General features: G+C 75.4%; 18 protein-coding genes. 7 read left to right on the plus strand and 11 right to left on the minus strand.

Translation table 11 applies throughout. From position 1 onward, the window contains the following. The first annotated feature begins 80 nt into the window (after positions 1-80). On the plus strand, positions 81-1,142 hold the full coding sequence (glpX, locus tag ACI79B_RS01680; protein ID WP_456926389.1) for a class II fructose-bisphosphatase: 1,062 nt from the start codon (positions 81-83) through the stop codon (positions 1,140-1,142). A gap of 67 nt (positions 1,143-1,209) precedes the next feature. On the opposite strand, the gene ACI79B_RS01685 is transcribed toward glpX, so the two are convergent. Both ACI79B_RS01685 and ACI79B_RS01690 read right to left on the minus strand, forming a co-directional pair. Then, complete coding sequence (locus ACI79B_RS01685; RefSeq protein WP_456926390.1) at positions 1,210-2,310, minus strand: hypothetical protein; 1,101 nt, start codon at positions 2,308-2,310, stop codon at positions 1,210-1,212. A 92-nt stretch (positions 2,311-2,402) separates the two neighbouring features. Beyond that, positions 2,403-2,969, minus strand: a complete 567-nt coding sequence (locus ACI79B_RS01690) for a hypothetical protein (RefSeq protein ID WP_456926391.1) — start codon at positions 2,967-2,969, stop codon at positions 2,403-2,405. A 154-nt stretch (positions 2,970-3,123) separates the two neighbouring features. Here ACI79B_RS01690 and ACI79B_RS01695 point away from each other — a divergent pair, with 154 nt between their 5' ends. From ACI79B_RS01695 to ACI79B_RS01710, 4 genes are all read left to right on the plus strand, one after another. Beyond that, on the plus strand, positions 3,124-4,518 hold the full coding sequence (locus tag ACI79B_RS01695) for a class II fumarate hydratase (protein ID WP_456926392.1): 1,395 nt from the start codon (positions 3,124-3,126) through the stop codon (positions 4,516-4,518). Between the two features lie 89 nt (positions 4,519-4,607). Further along, positions 4,608-5,909, plus strand: coding sequence for a citrate synthase (locus ACI79B_RS01700; protein ID WP_456926393.1), 1,302 nt, complete (start codon positions 4,608-4,610; stop codon positions 5,907-5,909). Between the two features lie 11 nt (positions 5,910-5,920). After that, entirely contained in the window at positions 5,921-6,118 is a 198-nt protein-coding gene (locus ACI79B_RS01705) for a hypothetical protein (RefSeq protein WP_456926395.1), read from the plus strand. A 213-nt stretch (positions 6,119-6,331) separates the two neighbouring features. Further along, entirely contained in the window at positions 6,332-8,245 is a 1,914-nt protein-coding gene (locus tag ACI79B_RS01710) for an NlpC/P60 family protein (protein ID WP_456926396.1), read from the plus strand. A gap of 55 nt (positions 8,246-8,300) precedes the next feature. Here ACI79B_RS01710 and ACI79B_RS01715 read toward each other — a convergent pair whose 3' ends face one another. From ACI79B_RS01715 to ACI79B_RS01755, 9 genes are all read right to left on the minus strand, one after another. After that, positions 8,301-9,065 carry a hypothetical protein gene (locus ACI79B_RS01715; protein WP_456926397.1) on the minus strand — a complete coding sequence of 255 codons (765 nt, stop codon included), beginning with the start codon at positions 9,063-9,065 and terminating at the stop codon, positions 8,301-8,303. Next, entirely contained in the window at positions 9,062-9,403 is a 342-nt protein-coding gene (locus ACI79B_RS01720; protein ID WP_456926398.1) for a hypothetical protein, read from the minus strand. Before ACI79B_RS01720 ends, ACI79B_RS01715 begins: the two co-directional genes overlap by 4 nt. A gap of 138 nt (positions 9,404-9,541) precedes the next feature. After that, entirely contained in the window at positions 9,542-10,648 is a 1,107-nt protein-coding gene (locus ACI79B_RS01725; RefSeq protein ID WP_456926399.1) for a flagellar biosynthesis protein FliA, read from the minus strand. 49 nt (positions 10,649-10,697) lie between these two features. After that, positions 10,698-11,102, minus strand: coding sequence for a hypothetical protein (locus ACI79B_RS01730; RefSeq protein ID WP_456926400.1), 405 nt, complete (start codon positions 11,100-11,102; stop codon positions 10,698-10,700). A 215-nt stretch (positions 11,103-11,317) separates the two neighbouring features. Beyond that, positions 11,318-11,605, minus strand: coding sequence for a carbon storage regulator CsrA (gene csrA / locus ACI79B_RS01735; RefSeq protein ID WP_456926401.1), 288 nt, complete (start codon positions 11,603-11,605; stop codon positions 11,318-11,320). A gap of 85 nt (positions 11,606-11,690) precedes the next feature. After that, the gene (gene fliW / locus ACI79B_RS01740; RefSeq protein ID WP_456926402.1) at positions 11,691-12,095 is read right to left on the minus strand and encodes a flagellar assembly protein FliW; all 405 of its coding nucleotides are present in this window, start codon (positions 12,093-12,095) and stop codon (positions 11,691-11,693) included. Further along, entirely contained in the window at positions 12,092-12,988 is an 897-nt protein-coding gene (flgL, locus tag ACI79B_RS01745) for a flagellar hook-associated protein FlgL (protein WP_456926403.1), read from the minus strand. Before flgL ends, fliW begins: the two co-directional genes overlap by 4 nt. 5 nt (positions 12,989-12,993) lie before the next feature. Then, positions 12,994-14,412: a flagellar hook-associated protein FlgK gene (gene flgK, locus ACI79B_RS01750; protein WP_456926404.1), complete on the minus strand. Its 1,419-nt coding sequence runs from the start codon at positions 14,410-14,412 to the stop codon at positions 12,994-12,996. Then, positions 14,409-14,903, minus strand: coding sequence for a flagellar protein FlgN (locus ACI79B_RS01755; RefSeq protein WP_456926405.1), 495 nt, complete (start codon positions 14,901-14,903; stop codon positions 14,409-14,411). Before ACI79B_RS01755 ends, flgK begins: the two co-directional genes overlap by 4 nt. 140 nt (positions 14,904-15,043) lie before the next feature. Between ACI79B_RS01755 and ACI79B_RS01760 the strand changes: the two genes are divergently transcribed. Further along, complete coding sequence (locus ACI79B_RS01760; protein WP_456926406.1) at positions 15,044-15,979, plus strand: sigma-70 family RNA polymerase sigma factor; 936 nt, start codon at positions 15,044-15,046, stop codon at positions 15,977-15,979. 32 nt (positions 15,980-16,011) lie between these two features. Then, positions 16,012-16,989, plus strand: coding sequence for a hypothetical protein (locus tag ACI79B_RS01765; protein ID WP_456926408.1), 978 nt, complete (start codon positions 16,012-16,014; stop codon positions 16,987-16,989). Positions 16,990-17,038 lie beyond the last annotated feature (49 nt).

The following is a 17,038-nucleotide window of genomic DNA, read 5'->3' on the forward strand; positions in this document are numbered from 1 at the left end:
ACTGCCCCGCGCGCCCGACCGGCCCCGGGGACGGGTCGCGGGCGGCGGACACCGGCAACGGTGCCGGACTAGGAGGCCACGTGACCCTGCCCGTACCCGACGGCCCCGTGCCACCCGCCCCCCGCCGGAGCACCTTCCGCACCGACCGCCCGGCGCCCGACCGCAACCTCGCCCTCGAGCTGGTGCGCGTCACCGAGGCCGCCGCGATGGCCGCGGGCCGCTGGGTCGGCCGCGGCGACAAGAACGGCGGCGACGGCGCCGCCGTCGACGCCATGCGGGCGCTGATCGGCACGGTGAGCATGCGCGGCGTCGTCGTCATCGGCGAGGGCGAGAAGGACCAGGCCCCGATGCTCTACAACGGCGAGCAGGTCGGCGACGGCTACGGGCCCGAGTGCGACGTCGCCGTCGACCCCATCGACGGCACCACCCTGATGGCCAAGGGCATGCCCAACGCCATCGCCGTCATGGCGGTCGCCGACCGCGGCGCCATGTACGACCCGTCGGCCGTCTTCTACATGGAGAAGATCGCCACCGGCCCCGCCGCCGCCGACGTCGTCGACATCACCGCGCCGGTCGCCGAGAACATCCGCCGGGTCGCGAAGGCCAAGCGGAGCCGCCCCGAGGACGTCACCGTCTGCATCCTCGACCGGCCGCGGCACGACCAGCTCGTGCACGAGGTCCGCGAGGCGGGCGCCCGGATCAGGTTCATCACCGACGGCGACGTCGCCGGCGCGATCGCCGCCGCCCGCGAGGGCACCGGCGTCGACGTGCTGATGGGCATCGGCGGCACCCCGGAGGGGATCATCGCCGCCTGCGCGCTCAAGTGCATGGGCGGTGCGCTGCAGGGCCGGTTGTGGCCCAAGGACGACGAGGAGCGGCAGAAGGCGGTCGACGCCGGCCACGACCTCGACCGCGTGCTCACCATCGACGACCTGGTGCGCGGCGACGTGTTCTTCGTGGCCACCGGCATCACCGACGGCGAGCTGCTGCGCGGCGTCCAGTACCGGGCCGGCGGCTGCACCACCCAGTCGCTGGTCATGCGCTCGCGCTCGGGCACCATCCGCTCGATCGACAGCCTGCACTCGCTGGAGAAGCTGCGTGCCTACTCCGCGGTGCCCTTCGACCGCTCCGAGGACGAGTGAGCGACGACTGGACGACGACGGCCCCGGGGCGAGCGCCCCGGGGCCGTCGTGCGTCGCGGGACCGGCCTCAGCCGAGCCGGCCCTCGCAGTTGGCGACCTCGTAGGTCACCCGGCCGGCGCAGGTGCCGGCGTACTGCTCCCACTGCGAGCCCGACGGGGAGGAGTCCCACAGGTCGTCGCAGGCCACCCAGTCGCCGGCGAAGCAGCCGTCGGCCAGCGGCTGGAACTCGCCGTCCGGGTCCTCCCCGAGGCCCTGCGGCGGGACGGGGTCGCCCTGCTGCTCCGGCGCGCCCTCACCGAGCCGCGACACGCACTGGCCGGCCTCGTACGGCGCCCGGCCGGCGCAGGTGCCCCCGTACTGCTCGTAGGCCGAATCGATCGGCGTCGAGACCCACAGCTCGTCGCAGGCGGAGAAGTCACCGGCGAAGCAGGCCTCGGCCAGCGGCTGGAACTCGCCGTCCGGGTCCGAGCCGAGCCCCTGCGGGGGCACCGGCGCCGACGTCGAGCCCGCGCCGCCGCCCCCGCCGGACGACGACGAGGACGACGAGGAGCTGCTCGACGAGGACGACGACGAGGACGGGCCCGAGGACGACGAGCTGGACGCGGACGAGGAGGTGCCGGTCCGCGTCGGGTCGGCGACGGTCGAGCCGCCGTCGTCGCGGAGGAGGAAGAACAGCCCGACGGCCGCGGCGGCGACCAGCAGCACGCCCGCGATCACCGAGGCGACGACGACGTTCTTCCTGTTGCCCTTCTGCGGCGGCTGGCCGTAGCCCGGCTGCCCGTAGGGCTGCTGGCCGTACTGGTCGTAGGGCTGGCCGTACTGCTGGTTCGGGTCGTAGGCCTGCTGCCCGTACTGCTGGTTCGGGTCGTAGCCGGGCTGCCCGTACGGCTGCTGGCCGTACGGCTGCTGGCCGTAGGGCTGCTGGCCGTACTGCTGCGTCGGGTCCTGGCCCGGCTGGCCGTAGGGCTGCTGACCGGGCTGGGGGAAGGGGGAGGTCTGGTCGCGCTCGCCCGGCTGGCCGTACTGGCCCGGCTGGAACTGGGACGTGGGGGGCGCCGGCTGACCGAACTGCCTCGTCGGGTCGTCGGACTGCCCCCACCCCTGCCGGCCGGGCTGCTCGCCCTGGGGGTCGTTGCCGCCCGGCGGCGGATACGGCGGCTGGGACATGGTGCGGACTCCTCGGATCAGGTAGATGCGCCGGTCAGGCTAGGTGCGCCGGGTGGCGGCGACCAGCACCGGCAGGTCACGGACGGGCCCGGTCAGTCGAGGTCGGTGCACAGCGGCAGCGACCACGCCTTCACCCGGCCGCCGCAGGTGAGCGCGTACTCCTCGTACTCCGACAGCGGCGGCGACTCGGCGAACAGGTCGTCGCAGGCCTGTAGGTCGCCGTCGAAGCAGCCCTGGGCGTGGGCGTCGAGGACGGGGTCGGACCCGAGGACGCCGGGCGGCACCGGCTCGGACTGCTCGACCTCGCCCGGCCCGCCCCCGGTCCCGTAGTCGTAGTACTCGGAGGGAACGCCGCCGTAGAGGGCGTCGCCCACCGCCTCGCCCACCGCCTCGCCCACCGCCTCGCCCACCGCGCGGCCGGCGTCGTCCGCGGCGCCGCGCAGGACGAGCGCGCCGACGACGGCGGCGAGCACCAGCCCCAGGGCGAGGCCGCCCGCGAGCAGGGCGGCGGGGAGCACGCGCGAGGCCGGCGCGGGTCCCGCGACCGGCGCCGGCGGGGCGGCGGGTGCCCGGCCGGCGGTGGGGTCCCAGGTTCCCCACGGCGTCCAGCCGCCCACGGGGACGGTGCCGGGCGCGCCCGGGGGATGCGGGTGGGTCACGGGGCCTCCTCGGGCCGAGGGCGTCGCCGCACCGTAGGACTCGGAGCCGCCCCGTCCCGGGTCCCACTCCGAGCCTGCGCGCAGTGGGGAGGACGGGGCCCTTCTAGGGTCACGCGTGCAGCAGCGATCCCATCGACACCACACGGGAGCCAGCGTGGCCACCGAGCAGGACTACCGCGTAGAGCACGACTCCATGGGGGAGGTCCGTGTCCCCGCGTGGGCCAAGTGGCGGGCCCAGACCCAGCGCGCCGTCGAGAACTTCCCCATCTCCGGCACCCCCGTCGAGCGCGAGCTCATCGCCGCCCTGGCCGCCATCAAGGGCGCCGCGGCCCGCGTCAACGCCGACCTCGGCGTCCTCGACGGCGAGGTCGCGCGGGCGATCGCCGCCGCCGCGGCCGAGGTCGCCTCGGGCACGTGGGACGAGCACTTCCCCATCGACGTCTTCCAGACCGGGTCGGGGACGTCGAGCAACATGAACACCAACGAGGTCATCGCGACCCTCGCCACCGAGGCCGCCGGGACGTCGGTGCACCCGAACGACCACGTCAACGCCTCGCAGTCGTCCAACGACGTCTTCCCCTCGGCCATCCACGTGGCCGCCACGCGGGCGATCGTGCGCGACCTCGTCCCGGCCCTGCGCCACCTCGAGTCCTCCCTCACCCGCAAGGAGACGGAGTTCGCCGAGGTCGTGAAGAGCGGCCGCACCCACCTCATGGACGCCACCCCGGTCACCCTCGGGCAGGAGTTCGGCGGCTATGCGGCGGCGATCCGGTACGGCGTCGAGCGGCTGGAGGCCTCGCTGCCGCGCATCGGCGAGCTGCCGCTGGGCGGCACCGCCGTCGGCACCGGGATCAACACCCCGCCCGGGTTCGCGGCCGCGATCATCGACACGCTCGCCGAGGAGCTGGACCTGCCGCTGTCCGAGGCGCGCAACCACTTCGAGGCGCAGAGCTCCCGGGACTCCCTCGTCGAGGCCTCCGGCCAGCTCAAGACGATCGCCGTCGGCCTGGTGAAGATCGCCAACGACCTGCGGTGGATGGGCTCGGGCCCGCGCACCGGCCTCGGCGAGATCCAGCTGCCCGACCTGCAGCCGGGCAGCTCGATCATGCCCGGCAAGGTGAACCCGGTGATCCCCGAGGCGGTCATCCAGGTGGCCGCCCAGGTCATCGGCAACGACGCCGCGGTCACCTACGCCGGCACCACCGGCGTCTTCGAGCTCAACGTGACGCTGCCGCTCATGGCCCGCAACGTGCTCGAGTCGATCCGCCTGCTGGCCAACGTCAGCCGGATCCTGGCCGACCGCTGCGTCGACGGGATCGTCGCCAACGTCGAGCAGTGCCGGACCTACGCCGAGTCCTCGCCGTCGATCGTGACGCCGCTGAACAAGTACATCGGCTACGAGGAGGCCGCGAAGGTCGCCAAGCAGTCGCTGGCCGAGCAGAAGACGATCCGCCAGGTGGTGCTCGAGCGCGGCTACGTCGAGCAGGGCAAGCTCACCGAGGCCCAGCTCGACGAGGCCCTCGACGTCCTCTCGATGACCCACCCGTGACCGTCCGGGGTGGGCCGGGGACCCGGCCCACCCCGACGGGGACGGTCCCTGTCGTCCTCGGGGCCCGACGCCAGTAGCGTCGGGCCACCATGACCGAGACAGCCAGCACCTCCGAGGTATCCCTGCGACACGCGGGGGGTGACCTCCCGCTGCGCACGGTCCCGGCGACGGAGGGCCCCTCCGGGCTCGACGTCTCCAAGCTGCTGACGACCACCGGGCAGGTGGCGCTCGACGTCGGCTTCGTCAACACCGCCTCGTGCACCTCGGCGATCACCTACATCGACGGCGACGCCGGCGTCCTGCGCTACCGCGGCTACCCGATCGACCAGCTCGCCGAGCACTCCAGCTTCCTGGAGGTGACCTACCTCCTGATCTACGGCGAGCTGCCGACGGCCGACCAGCTGGCGGCGTTCGACACGCGGATCCGCCGGCACACGCTGCTGCACGAAGACCTGAAGATGTTCTTCAACGGCTTCCCGCGCGACGCGCACCCGATGCCGGTGCTGTCCTCGGCGGTCAGCGCGCTGTCGACCTTCTACCAGGACTCGCTGGACCCCTTCGACCCCCAGCAGGTGGAGATCTCCACGCTGCGCCTGCTCGCCAAGCTGCCGACGATCGCCGCCTACGCCTACAAGAAGTCGGTCGGCCAGCCCTTCCTCTACCCGGACAACTCCTGCGGGCTGGTCGAGAACTTCCTGCGGATGACCTTCGGCTTCCCCGCCGAGCCCTACCAGCAGGACCCCGACCTGGTGAGGGCGCTCGACATGCTCTTCGTCCTGCACGCCGACCACGAGCAGAACTGCTCGACGTCGACGGTGCGGCTGGTCGGCTCGTCGCAGGCCAACCTGTTCGCCTCGGTCTCGGCCGGCATCAACGCGCTGTTCGGGCCGCTGCACGGCGGGGCCAACCAGTCGGTGCTGGAGATGCTCGAGTCGATCCAGCGCGACGGCGGGGACATCGGCCGGTTCGTCGCCCGCGTGAAGGACAAGGAGCCCGGCGTCAAGCTCATGGGCTTCGGCCACCGGGTCTACAAGAACTACGACCCGCGCGCGGCGATCGTGAAGAAGACCGCCGACACGGTGCTCGACAAGCTCGGCGGGGACAACCAGCTGCTCGACCTCGCCCGCCAGCTGGAGGAGGTCGCGCTCTCCGACGACTACTTCGTCGAGCGCAGGCTCTACCCGAACGTCGACTTCTACACCGGGCTGATCTACCGGGCGATGGGCTTCCCGACCCGGATGTTCACCGTGCTGTTCGCGCTGGGCCGGCTGCCCGGCTGGATCGCGCAGTGGCGGGAGATGATCGCCGACCCGACGACGAAGATCGGCCGCCCGCGGCAGGTCTACACCGGTGAGACCGAGCGGGCGTTCGTCCCGCTCGCCGAGCGCTGACCCGGGCCGCCATGGGCAGCGAGCCGCCCGGCGACGACCTGCTGGTCCTGCCCCCGATCCCGCTGGCCACCGGGCGGCTGCTGCGCGACGACGACGACCGGCCGGTGCCGATCACCGGCGTCGAGCTGGTCGTGCTCACCGAGGACGGGGCCGAGCACCGCATCCCGCTGGTGGCGCGGCACGGCGCCTGGTGGCCGCCCGACCGCTGACCTCCTCGTGCAGTTCCGCGGAGGTGCGCGGTGCACGTCCGCGGAACTGCACGGCGCATCGGCCCGGTCCCCCGGCCGGGCGCATCCCCTCCCCCGTGGGGGTGAGGCCGCCCCTCCCGTCCCTCCTCCGGGTCCCCCCGGCGGTCGATCTGACGGCGAGCGCTCCACGCCGGAGCGCGGCCAGCCGATCGAGACCGCCCGGGGGACCCCGCCGTGCCCGCACCACGCACGCCCGCTCCCGCGCGCACGGCCGCCCCGTCCCGGACCGCCGCTCCACGCACCGCTCCCCGCCGCGAGCTCACCGCCCGCGAGGCAGAGGCGCTGCGCGCCCTGCTGGCCGCCCGCGCCGCCACCGGCGCCCCGGCTCCCCCGCGCCGCACCGGCACCGCGACGAGGAAGAAGCGCCGGAAGCCGCCCGCCCGCCGCCGGCCCGCCACCCGGACGCCGCGCGGGCGCGGCCCCTGGCGCACCCGGCTGCTGGTCGTCGGCCTGGCCACCCTGCTCGTGCCCGTCCTCACCGTCCTGCTCGCCCCTGCCACCTCCGCACCCGGCTCGGCCACCGTGGCTCCCGACCCCGCGGGCCTGGCTCTGGCCGCCCGCAGCACCCTGCTGCAGGACGCCGACGCCTACCGCCGGCTGCAGGCCGAGGTCGCCACGCGGCAGGCGGAGCTGCAGGCCGCGGTCGAGGCCGAGCAGGCCGCCCGGGCCGCCGTCGCCGCCGAGCAGGTCACCGTCGGCTCGGCCGCGGCCGACCTCTACCGCGCCTCCGCGCTGGCCCGCATGCCGGTCCTCGGCCTGTCCGCCGCGGCCCCCGCGACCACCGGCGACGTCCTCCACCGCCAGGCGCTGGCCGACCGCGCCGCCCGGGAGCGGGAGACCGCCGTCGTCCGCGCCGAGCGCGCCGCGGCCGCCGCCCGGGCCGCCGCCGCCCGTGTGACCGCCGCGCAGGACGCCGTCGACGCCGCCGCCGCGCAGGCCCGCACCGTGCTGGCCGGCGTCCGCGCGACCGTGGACGACCTCGGCCTCGACGTCTCCGCGCAGCTGGCCGCGCTGGGCACCGTCCCCGCCGCCGGCGCGCAGCAGGAGCGCAACACCGCCGCGCTGCAGCGCTGGCAGGCCCACCTCGCCGAGCTGGCGTCGGCCGGGATCGAACCGCCGTCCGCGGCCGAGCTGGCCGACCCGGCGACGCTGCCCGACGGCTTCTCCCCCGCGCTGGACGCCGCCGGCCAGGCCGTGCCCGGCGTGGCCTGGGCCGTCGTCGGCAACCGGCCGGTGACCGTGCTGCCGGCCGAGACCGTCGCCGCGGTGAGCAGCGCGCTGTCCCAGCTGGGCCGGCCGTACGCCGCCGGCGCCACCGGCCCGGACGCCTTCGACTGCGGCGGGCTCACCGCCGCGGCGTGGCTGCTGGCCGGCTACGACCTGCCGGCCGGCGCGGCGGAGCAGTGGGCCGCGGCGGCCGTCGTGCCCGCCTCGCAGCTGCAGGTCGGCGACCTGGTCGTCTCCGACGGCGGCGCGGACGTCGCCGTCTACCTCGGCGACGGCGAGGTGCTCGGCGCCTCGGCGGCCACCTACCAGGTCGGCGTGCGCCCGATGCCCGGCGACGCCCGCGCCGTCCGGGTCACCCTGCCCGCGCCCGCGACGCCGAACGCGCCGCTGCCGCCGTCGGCGTCCGGCCGCGGGGCCTGCGGCGCTCCTCCAGCGCCGGCCGGGCCGGTGAGCCCCGCGTGGGGCGGCTGGTCCAACGGCCGGATCCCCGCCGAGGCGCTGTGCCCGGTCGCCCGCGGCCACGCGCTGCGCTGCGACGCCGCGGCCGGCTACGCCGCGCTGGGCCGGGCCTACGAGGCGGCGTTCGGCGGCCCGCTGTGCATCACCGACTCCTACCGGCCGATGGCCGCGCAGGTGGACGCGTTCCGCCGCAAGCCGGCGCTGGCCGCGGTGCCGGGGACGTCGAACCACGGCTGGGCGCTGGCGGTGGACCTGTGCGGCGGGGTGAACGTGGCCGGCACGCCGCAGTGGACGTGGATGACCGAGCACGCCGGGCGGTTCGGCTTCGTCAACCCCGACTGGGCCCGTCCCGGCGGCGAGAAGCCCGAGCCCTGGCACTGGGAGTTCGGTCACCTGGCCTGAGGAAGGCCCCCCCACCGCTCGCAGGCTCGCGGCGGGACCCTGCGGAGGGGCCGCCTCAGAGCCAGCGGAGGTCGGGCAGGGCGGCCCAGGGCAGGCGCACGCACGCCTCGCCGGTCAGCCCGGCCAGGCGGTCGGTCACGCCCGCGGAGGCGCACGCCAGCGGCCGCAGCGGCGTGACGACGACGTGCGGCTCGGCCACCCGCAGCCCGGCCTCGGCGATCCGGCCGAGCAGCCGCTCGGGATCGGCCAGCGCGGCCGTGGCGAGCATCGGCGCGCCGGGGTGCGACCACAGCGCCACCGGCCCCTCGACGCGGAGGACGCCCCCGGCCTCGGCGGCGCGGGCGGTGGCGGCGGTGCGGGTGCGGGCCACCGCGGCGGCATCCGCGCGGTCCGACGGCGTCCACGCGACGGTGTGCTCCCCGCGGCGGACGACCACCCGCCAGCCGACGGCGGTGCACGCGGGGCCGGTCCAGTCGAGGACGGCGACGCCGGCGTCGGCGGCCGCGGCGTCGCTGACCGGGCGGGCGGCGACGAAGGCGGTGAGCGCGGCGGCGACGCCGTCGGCGGTCGGGGCCACCCCGGCGTCGGTCATGTCCTCGGCGAGGTCGTGCAGCGGCACCCGCACGCGGCGCTCGTCCTCGGCGAGGACCAGCACCGGCCCGCGGGCGGGGTCGGCGAGCACGGCGGCCCGCAGCCCACCGGTGGCCAGGCCCGGCAGCACCGCGTCGGCGGCGGCGCGGACGGCGTCCACGGCGACCGGCGCCGGGCGCAGCCGCTGCAGCAGACCCGACGCGGAGCGGCCGGGGCGCCCGGGCGTCACGGGCGGCGCCCGCCGAGGGTCGCGCGCAGGTCGCCCGGCAGCTCGGCCAGGCCGAGGACGCTGTCGAGCTCGGCGGCCGACAGCCGCACCGGCAGGACGTCCTCGGCCCAGCCGGTGACGCGGCGGACGCGGGCGGCGGGGTCGGGCCAGACGGCGTCGCGGGCGGCGGCCACGTGCAGCTCTGTGAGGACGTCGGCGAGGTGGACGGCGGCGACCGGGTGGACGCCGGGCCGCTCGACGGCGGCGCGCACGACGCCGGCCAGCAGTTCGCGGTCGGCACCGGAGAGCCAGTGCGGGAGCAGGACGACGGCGGGGTCGCCCGCAGGCAGCACGCTCACCGCACACCTCTCCCCGACGGCGTCTGCGGTCCCCCGGCGGCGGTGCAGCGGGGACTCGCGGTCACGTCCTCGATATCGGCAGTCCGGGACCGGGTTGGACCCTGACAACCGGACGTCTTCGGGCCGTTTACCGGGACGTCACTCGGACAACTCGGCGAGCCGGTCCTTGAGCGCCCGCTCGACGCGGTCGGCGTGCACGTTCATGTTGCGCACCGAGGTGCCGAGGTCGGCCGACACCTGGGTCTTGGTCTGCCCGCCCCAGGTGGTCAGGTACCAGGTGGCCCAGCCCAGGACGTTGGGCTGCGCGGCCCGCTGCCCGCGCGCGGCGGTCGGGTCGGGCGCGCAGGCCGCGGTCAGCGCGTGCGACAGCAGCGTCTGCTCCGCCTCGTCCATGATCTGGTCGGGCGCCTCGCTGGAGTCCGGCAGCAGCACCTCGGCCGCGTCCGGGCCGCCGTCGAGGGACTGCAGGTTGCGCAGGCCGTTGAGGGTGGCGACCGTCTGCGAGTTGCGCCGCAGCGTGGCCACGCTCTGCCCCATGAAGGCCGCGAGCTCGCGCTCGGTGGGGCGCCGCTGGTGCTCGGCCTGGAAGGCGGCGATCGCCTTCTGCTGCCGGTTCTCCGTGTCGGCGGCGGTGCGGCCGTGGGCGTTGCGGCCCAGGTCGTGCACCCACTTGGACAGCTGGGTGGCGAGGAAGGCGCCGAACGGGACGCCCTTGGTCTCGTCGTACTGGCCGACCGCCTTGAGGATCCACTCGGCGACCTGCTGGCCGAGGTCGTCGGGGTCGGGCAGGTGCATCCGGATCGTGCTCATGTTGCGCTGCAGCCGCTTGAGGCTCACCGGCTGGTAGTGCCGGCACAGGTCCTCGAGGAAGGCCGGCGGCAGGTCCCGCGGCGCGCGTCGGCGGACACCGGCCTCGGCGCGCAGGCCCACGGTGGCGACCTCGCGGGTCGCGCACCAGGCGCGGATCCAGTCGGCGAGCACCTGGCCCTGGCCGCACGGGCCGTCGACCCGGTAGAGCCCCTCGCCCTCGTCGTGGCTGACCGTGACGCCGTCGGGCAGGTCGGCGCGGAACGCGGCCAGCGGCAGGTCGCGGTCGACGCGGAAGTGCACCCGGTCGCGGGCGGTGATCGGGACCCGCGCGAAACCCTCGGCCTCGGGGATCCCGCCGAAGACGAGCGGCGCGCGGGCGCCGGCATCGGCCGGCTGGTCGGTGGTGGGGACGGCGGACGGGGAGGTGCTGGTCACCGGGTACTCCTGGTCGATCGCGGGGAAGGCGTCGGCGAGGGGCGGGTCGCTATGCCGGGACGCGCTCGAGGGCGAGGGCGCCGTCCGGGGCCTCGACGTCGGCGTCGTCGGCGCGGAGGAGGGCCTCGGCAGCGGCGCGCTCGGCGGCGGAGGGCTCGGCGGCGTACACCGGCATGTGGTCGTACAGGACCGTGAACAGGTCGCTGACGAAGGCATAGGCGGCCTGCGCCTGCGGCGAGAAGCGGGCGATCGCCTCGCGGGGCCCGAGCTCCACGCCGACGGTGACGCGGACGACGCGCTCGTCCTTGCCGAGCCCGGTGACCGAGAAGGCGACCGACGGGTGGGCGGTGGCCAGCGCGGCCAGCTCGGCCAGGCAGCGCCGGGTGGACCCGCGGCGCGGCCGCAGCTGGACGTGGACGACGACGGTCTCGTCGGCCTGCTGGGTCCCTGCCATCACGCTGTGCTGCATCCTCATCGCCCCCTGTGTCGTGCTCGGGGGCAACTCTCGCGCATGAGCGGACGGTGACCGGCACACAACTCGCCGTGCCCTGTGCAATCTCCTGGGCGACCTTCGTCAGGTCTTGCCCAGGACGGAGCCCTCCCCGGTCCGGCGGGCCGTCGCATCGGCGATCTTCGCCGAACCGCCGGCCCGCCGTCCGTGGCGTGTCGTCAGCGCGCGGGCCGCTCCGGCGAGCCGGGCCGCTCCGGGGCGGCGGGGGCTGCGAGGGCGGCCGGCGGCGCGAAGGCGGCGAGCGCGCCGAGCGTGTCCGCGGTGACCTGCGCGGCGAGCAGGTTGGCCTCGGCGATCTGCCGGTAGACCTCCTCGCGGTGGATGGTCACCTCGCGCGGGGCCTTGAAGCCCAGCCGGACGGTGCCGCCGCGGACCTCCACGACGTGCACCTCGATGTCGTCGCCGATGCGGATGGTCTCGCCGACGCTGCGGGTCAGTGTGAGCACGGGTACCCCTCCATGGGTGTGTGACGGCCTCCTGGCACCCCGCCCGGCGGGGCGGGGGATCGAGCGGTCGGACCGCTCCCCTCCTCTATCGGCGCAGGGGACGCCGGATCGGATGACGGCCGTCGGGGAGCACGACCTGGGTGGCCCGCCAGTTCGCCGGGTTGAGCACGACGGGGGCGCGCAGGTTCGCCGTCGCCGCCGCCGGGCCCCCGGCCGGCACGGTGACCAGGCAGAACAGCGAGGCGTCGGCCGGGTCGGCGAGGTCCAGGTCGGCCAGCACCTGGGCCGGCAGCACGGGCGCGTAGTCCGGGAACCACCGGGCCGGGGGGACGGCCAGGAACCGCGGACCGTCGGCGTCCAGGGACTGCAGCCAGAACAGCAGCCCGTCCCCGTCGGCCGTGACGAGCACGTAGTCGCGGAAGTCGGGGAAGCCCGGCAGCGGGGACACCATGCCCAGCAGCGGCAGGGTGACGACCGGGGCGAGGGTCACCGCAGGAAGTCCGCGAGCGAGGGCTGGATGACCTGGGCGGTCGCCTGCAGGGCCGCCTGGTAGCCGGTCTGCTGCATGTTCAGCTGCAGGATCGTCTTCGGCAGGTCGACGTCCTCGACGTTGGCCAGCTGCTTCTGCAGCGCCAGCGACCGGTCGGAGTTGACCTGCGCGGCGTTGTCGATGCGGGCGGCGCGGGCACCGACGGTCGACGCGGCGGTGAGCAGCCGGTCGATCGCGCCGTCGAGGGCGGCGAGGTCGCCGTCGATCGAGGCGCCGGCCCGCACGTCGGCGGCGATCTTCCCGACGACGGCGAACAGGTCGTTGCCAGGGGGGCCGAACGCCTCGACGCCGGTGACGTCGATGCGGACCTGCTCGTCGTTGGAGATCCGCCGCTTGATCGGGACGACGCCGGTGCCGTCGGCGTTGCCCACGCCGACCCAGGTGCCGTCGGCCTGGTACGCCTTGGCGCCGCTGGTGGCGCCGCCGAAGACCGGCCGGCCGTCGACGTTCTCGTTGGCCAGGCCGAGCAGGCTGTCCCGCAGCGCGGAGATCTCGGCGGCGATCGCGGTGCGGCCGGCGTCGGTCAGGGCGCCGTCGTTGGCGGCCTGCACCGTCAGGTCCCGCACGCGGCGGACCTGCGCGACCATCGAGGTCAGCGCGGTGTCGGTCGTCTCCATCCAGCTCTGGGCGTCGGAGATGTTGCGCGCGTGCTGGGCCGTCGCGGCCTGGTCCTTGCGGATCTGCAGCGACCGGTTGACCGCGGTCGGCGAGTCCGAGGGGCGGCTGACGACCTTGCCGGAGGTGAGCTGCTCCTGCAGCTTGCCGAGGTCGGCGAGGTTGCGGGTGAGCCCCTGCAGGGCGGTCTGGGCGACGGCCCGCTGCGTGATGCGCATCCCGGTCACCGGCCCACGACGCCGGTGCGGTTGATGAGGGTGTCCAGCGCCTGGTCGATCGCGCTCACCATGCGCGCGGCGGCGTTGTAGGCGTGCTGGAAGGAGAGCATGTTGGTCATCTCCTCGTCGAGGTTGACGCCGGAGGTCGACTCGCGGGCGGCGTCGACCTGCGCGGACACCACGGACTGGACCTCGGCGTTGCGCGTGGCCACGGAGGACTCGACGCCCAGGGCCACCACCAGCCTGCGGTAGGACGCGTCCAGGCCGGCGGGGTCCAGGCTGAGCTGGAAGAAGGCGTCGGCGTTGTCGCCGTCGGCCGATGGCGAGCCGCCGGTCCCCGACGGCGGGGTCGACGCCGCGGCGACCTGCTGCGGGGTGAGCGGGCGCACGGTGATGTTGGCGGCGGTGACCACGGTGCCGGACCCGCCGGTGCCGAACAGCGCCTGCCCCGGCGCCCCGGTGAGGTCGTACCCGCCGGTGTGCGCGGCGTTGAAGGTCGTCGCGACCGAGCGGGCGAACTCGTCGAGCTGCGTGCGGTAGGCCGGGACCGTCTGCGTCAGGGCGGTGAGCTGGCCGGCCGCGGTGCCGCCCACGCGCAGCGTCGACCCGCCGGGGTGGGTCTCCAGCCGCGGCGCGTCGGCCCCGATCCCGTCCGCGCTGTCGGAGCCGGCCAGCCGGACGGCGGTGGCGGTGCTGCCGGCGACCAGGCTGGTGCCGCCGACGGTCACGTCGACGACCCCGTCGGCCCGCGGCACGGCGGTGGCGCCGATGCTCTGCGACAGCTGCAGGACCAGCGCGTCGCGCCGGTCGGAGAGCTCGTTGACCGGCAGGCCGGACAGGGTGGCCTGCCGGATCGCGCCGTTGAGCTCGGCAACCGAGGCGGCCGCGGTGTCCACGTCGGCGACCAGGGCCTGCAGGCCGTCGCGGGTCTGCTCCCACTGCTGGTCCAGCGCGGCCCGGGTGGTGCGGATGCCGTCGGCGAGGACGTCGAGCCGCTCGAGCACCTGGCTGCGCGAGGCGAGGGTGAGCGGGCTGTCGGCCAGGTCGGAGAAGCCGGACCAGACGTCGGACAGCATGCTCTGCAGGCCGGTGTCGCCGGGCTCGCGGAACGCGTCCTCGATCTGCGAGAGCGCGTCGGCCTCCGCGGTGAGCTGCGCGCTCGAGGAGGTCTCGAGCTGGGCGCGGGCCTCGAGGAAGGCGTCGCGCACGCGGCGGACCCCGTCGGAGTCGACGCCGCCGTCCACGCCGGTGCTGACCGAGTGGATCGCGGGGACGGCGGTGCCGCCCATGGCGGTCTGGTCCACGCGCTGGCGGGAGTAGCCGGCGGTGTTGACGTTGGCGATGTTCTGGCCGGTGACGTCGAGGCCGCGCTGGGCGGCCCACAGCGCCGTCGACGCCGTGTTGAGGGCGGAGAAGGTGCTCACAGGGCGCCGTCCAGGGTGACCGCGCGGGAGGACCCGTGCTCGGAGCGGCCGGTGGCGCCGTAGGTGCCGGCCGTGGGGTGGCGGACCGACAGCAGCGCGTCGCCGATCGCGGACAGGCCGCCCTCGATGAGCTCGCGGTTGGCGTCGGAGAGGCTGCGCAGGTCGGTGACGAGGACGAGCAGGGCCTCGTGGTGCTTGGCCAGCAGGTCGTTCCACGGTGCGGGGGCGGACTCGGCCAGCTGGCGCAGCGACGGGTTGACCCCGGTGCCCAGCCGGACGGCGATCGCCTCGGTGGCGGCGGCCCGCTCGACCTCGAGGACGCGCAGCTGGTCGAGGACGACCTCGATCTCGTGCGCGATCCGGGCCAGCCAGCGGGTCTTGCCGGACAGGATCAGGTACTGCTTCTCCTCTGCCTTGAACAGCAGCAGGTCGAGCAGCTCCTGCTCGCGCCACAGCAGCGTCGACAGGTGCTGGAAGTCCACGTCCGCCACCGCCTCCCTCGTCTCCCGGCGGGTGTCCCCGCCTTCGCGGACAGACGGTCGGCAGCGGGCAAGCGGCCCTCAAGCCGAGTTCCCAGGATTGGCAGGAGTTGTGCGTCCGGGACGGTGCGGTCCCTGCCGAGAGAGGGACCGTGCCAGCAGCCCGCTCCGCTCCCCCGCAGCCGTCGGACGCCGTGCGCCCCGAGGTCCTGCGTTCCGAGGTCGAGGTCGAGGCGCTCGTGACCGAGCACCTGCCCCTGTGCTCGTTCGCGGTCAACGCGGTGGCCTCGCGCATCTCGCTGCCCGGCCACGTCAGCCGGGAGGACCTCCTGTCCTGCGCGAAGGTGGCGCTGGTCGAGGTGGCCCGCCGCTTCGACCCGTCGGCCGGCGCGACGTTCGCCACCTACGCCCTGCCCCGCCTGCAGGGCGCCGTCCTGGACGAGCTGCGCTCGGGCGACTGGGCCAGCCGCTCGGTCCGGGCCGCGGCCCGCCGCACGGACGCCGCGTCCGACGCGCTGACCATCCGGCTCGGCCGCCCGCCGACGCGCGAGGAGCTCGCCGACGCCCTCGGCGTGCGCCGCGAGGACCTCGACGCGCTGCAGGTCGACGTCCACCGCGCCGTCATGGTGAGCATCGACGCCGAGTCCGGCGCGGAGGGCGGCACGCTGGACCTGCCCGACCCCGGCGAGTCCCCCGAGCGGGCGGTGCTGCGCGGCGAGCGCGCCCGCTACCTGCAGGACGCCATCCGCGCGCTGCCCGACCGGCTCGACGAGGTCGTGGAGCGCAACTTCTTCGGCGGGGAGTCGCTCACCGACATCGCCGCCGACCTCGGCGTCACGCTCTCCCGCGTCTCGCAGATGCGCGCCCGCGCGCTGACCCTGCTGCACGCGGCGATGAGCGAGGTCTGGGAGGGCCGGGCGGTGCCCGCCGACGGCGGCGTGCGCGCCCGCAACCAGCAGCGGCTCTACGTCGAGCGGGTCACCGGGCGCGGCACCGCGCTCCCCGACCGCGGCCTGCCGCCGATCCCGGCGCCGCGGCGGACGCCCTCCCGGGCGGCCGCGGCCTACGGGGTCGCCCGGCCGGCCTGACCCGTCGACGAGGACGACCGAGGAGCACCGAGATGACCATCAAGCACGTCAAGCGGGTGACCTTCGTCTGCCCGATCCAGCCGACGGGCGGGCCGGAGGCGATCCACCAGGCCAGCCAGGTCCTCAACCGGCAGGGAGTGCGCAGCGACATCCTCTACCTGGGCAACGCCAACGTCACCATCGCGGGCGGCCGGGTCGAGGTGGTGCCGCCTCCGGACAACCCGTGTCTGCGTGTCTACGAGCAGTACGAGCCGCGGGTGTGCACCGGCGCGCTGCTGCGGCGGCACCACCTCTTCGTGCTGCCCGAGGTCTACGCGAGCAGCGCCTTCGACCTCGCCGGCGCCTCGGTCGCGGTGTGGTGGCTGTCGGTGGACAACGTCCACGTGACGCACGACGAGACCGCACTGCGGCGGGTGTTCGCGGCGACCTCGCTCAAGCACTTCCACCAGAGCGAGTACGCCGCCGACTTCCTCCGGCGGCACGGCGTGCGCACGAGCACGCCCCTGTTCGACTACACGACCCCGGAGTTCACCTCCCACGAGCCGCTGGGTCCCGGCCCGGACGCCGGCATCGCCCACAACCCCGTCAAGGGAGCGGACCTGTCCGCCGCCTTCTTCGGCAACCACCCCGAGCACCGGGCGGTGCCGATCCAGGGCATGAGCAAGGCGGAGATCGTCGACCTGCTGCGTCGGACGTCGGTGTACGTCGACTTCGGGCACCTGCCCGGGAAGGACCGGCTCCCCCGCGAGGCCGCCGTCAGCGGGTCGGTCGTCTTCGTGCGACGGGCCGGCGCCGGCCGGTTCGCCGAGGACTTCCCGGTCCCCGACTTCTTCCGCTTCGACGACGCCGACGTCCACTCCGGAGAGCTGGCCCGGCGGGTGTCCGCCGTGCAGGCCGAGCCCGCTCCCTTCTGGGCGCAGCAGGAGACCTTCCGGCGGACGGTCCGGGGCGAGCGGGACGAGTTGCACGCGCAGGTCGCGGCGCTGCGCGGCCGTCAGCAGGCCGCCTGACCAGCCCCCCGACGACGACAGGCGCGGAGCTCGCTCGAGCTCCGCGCCT

The sequence above is a fragment of the Geodermatophilus sp. SYSU D00879 genome (assembly GCF_054050375.1).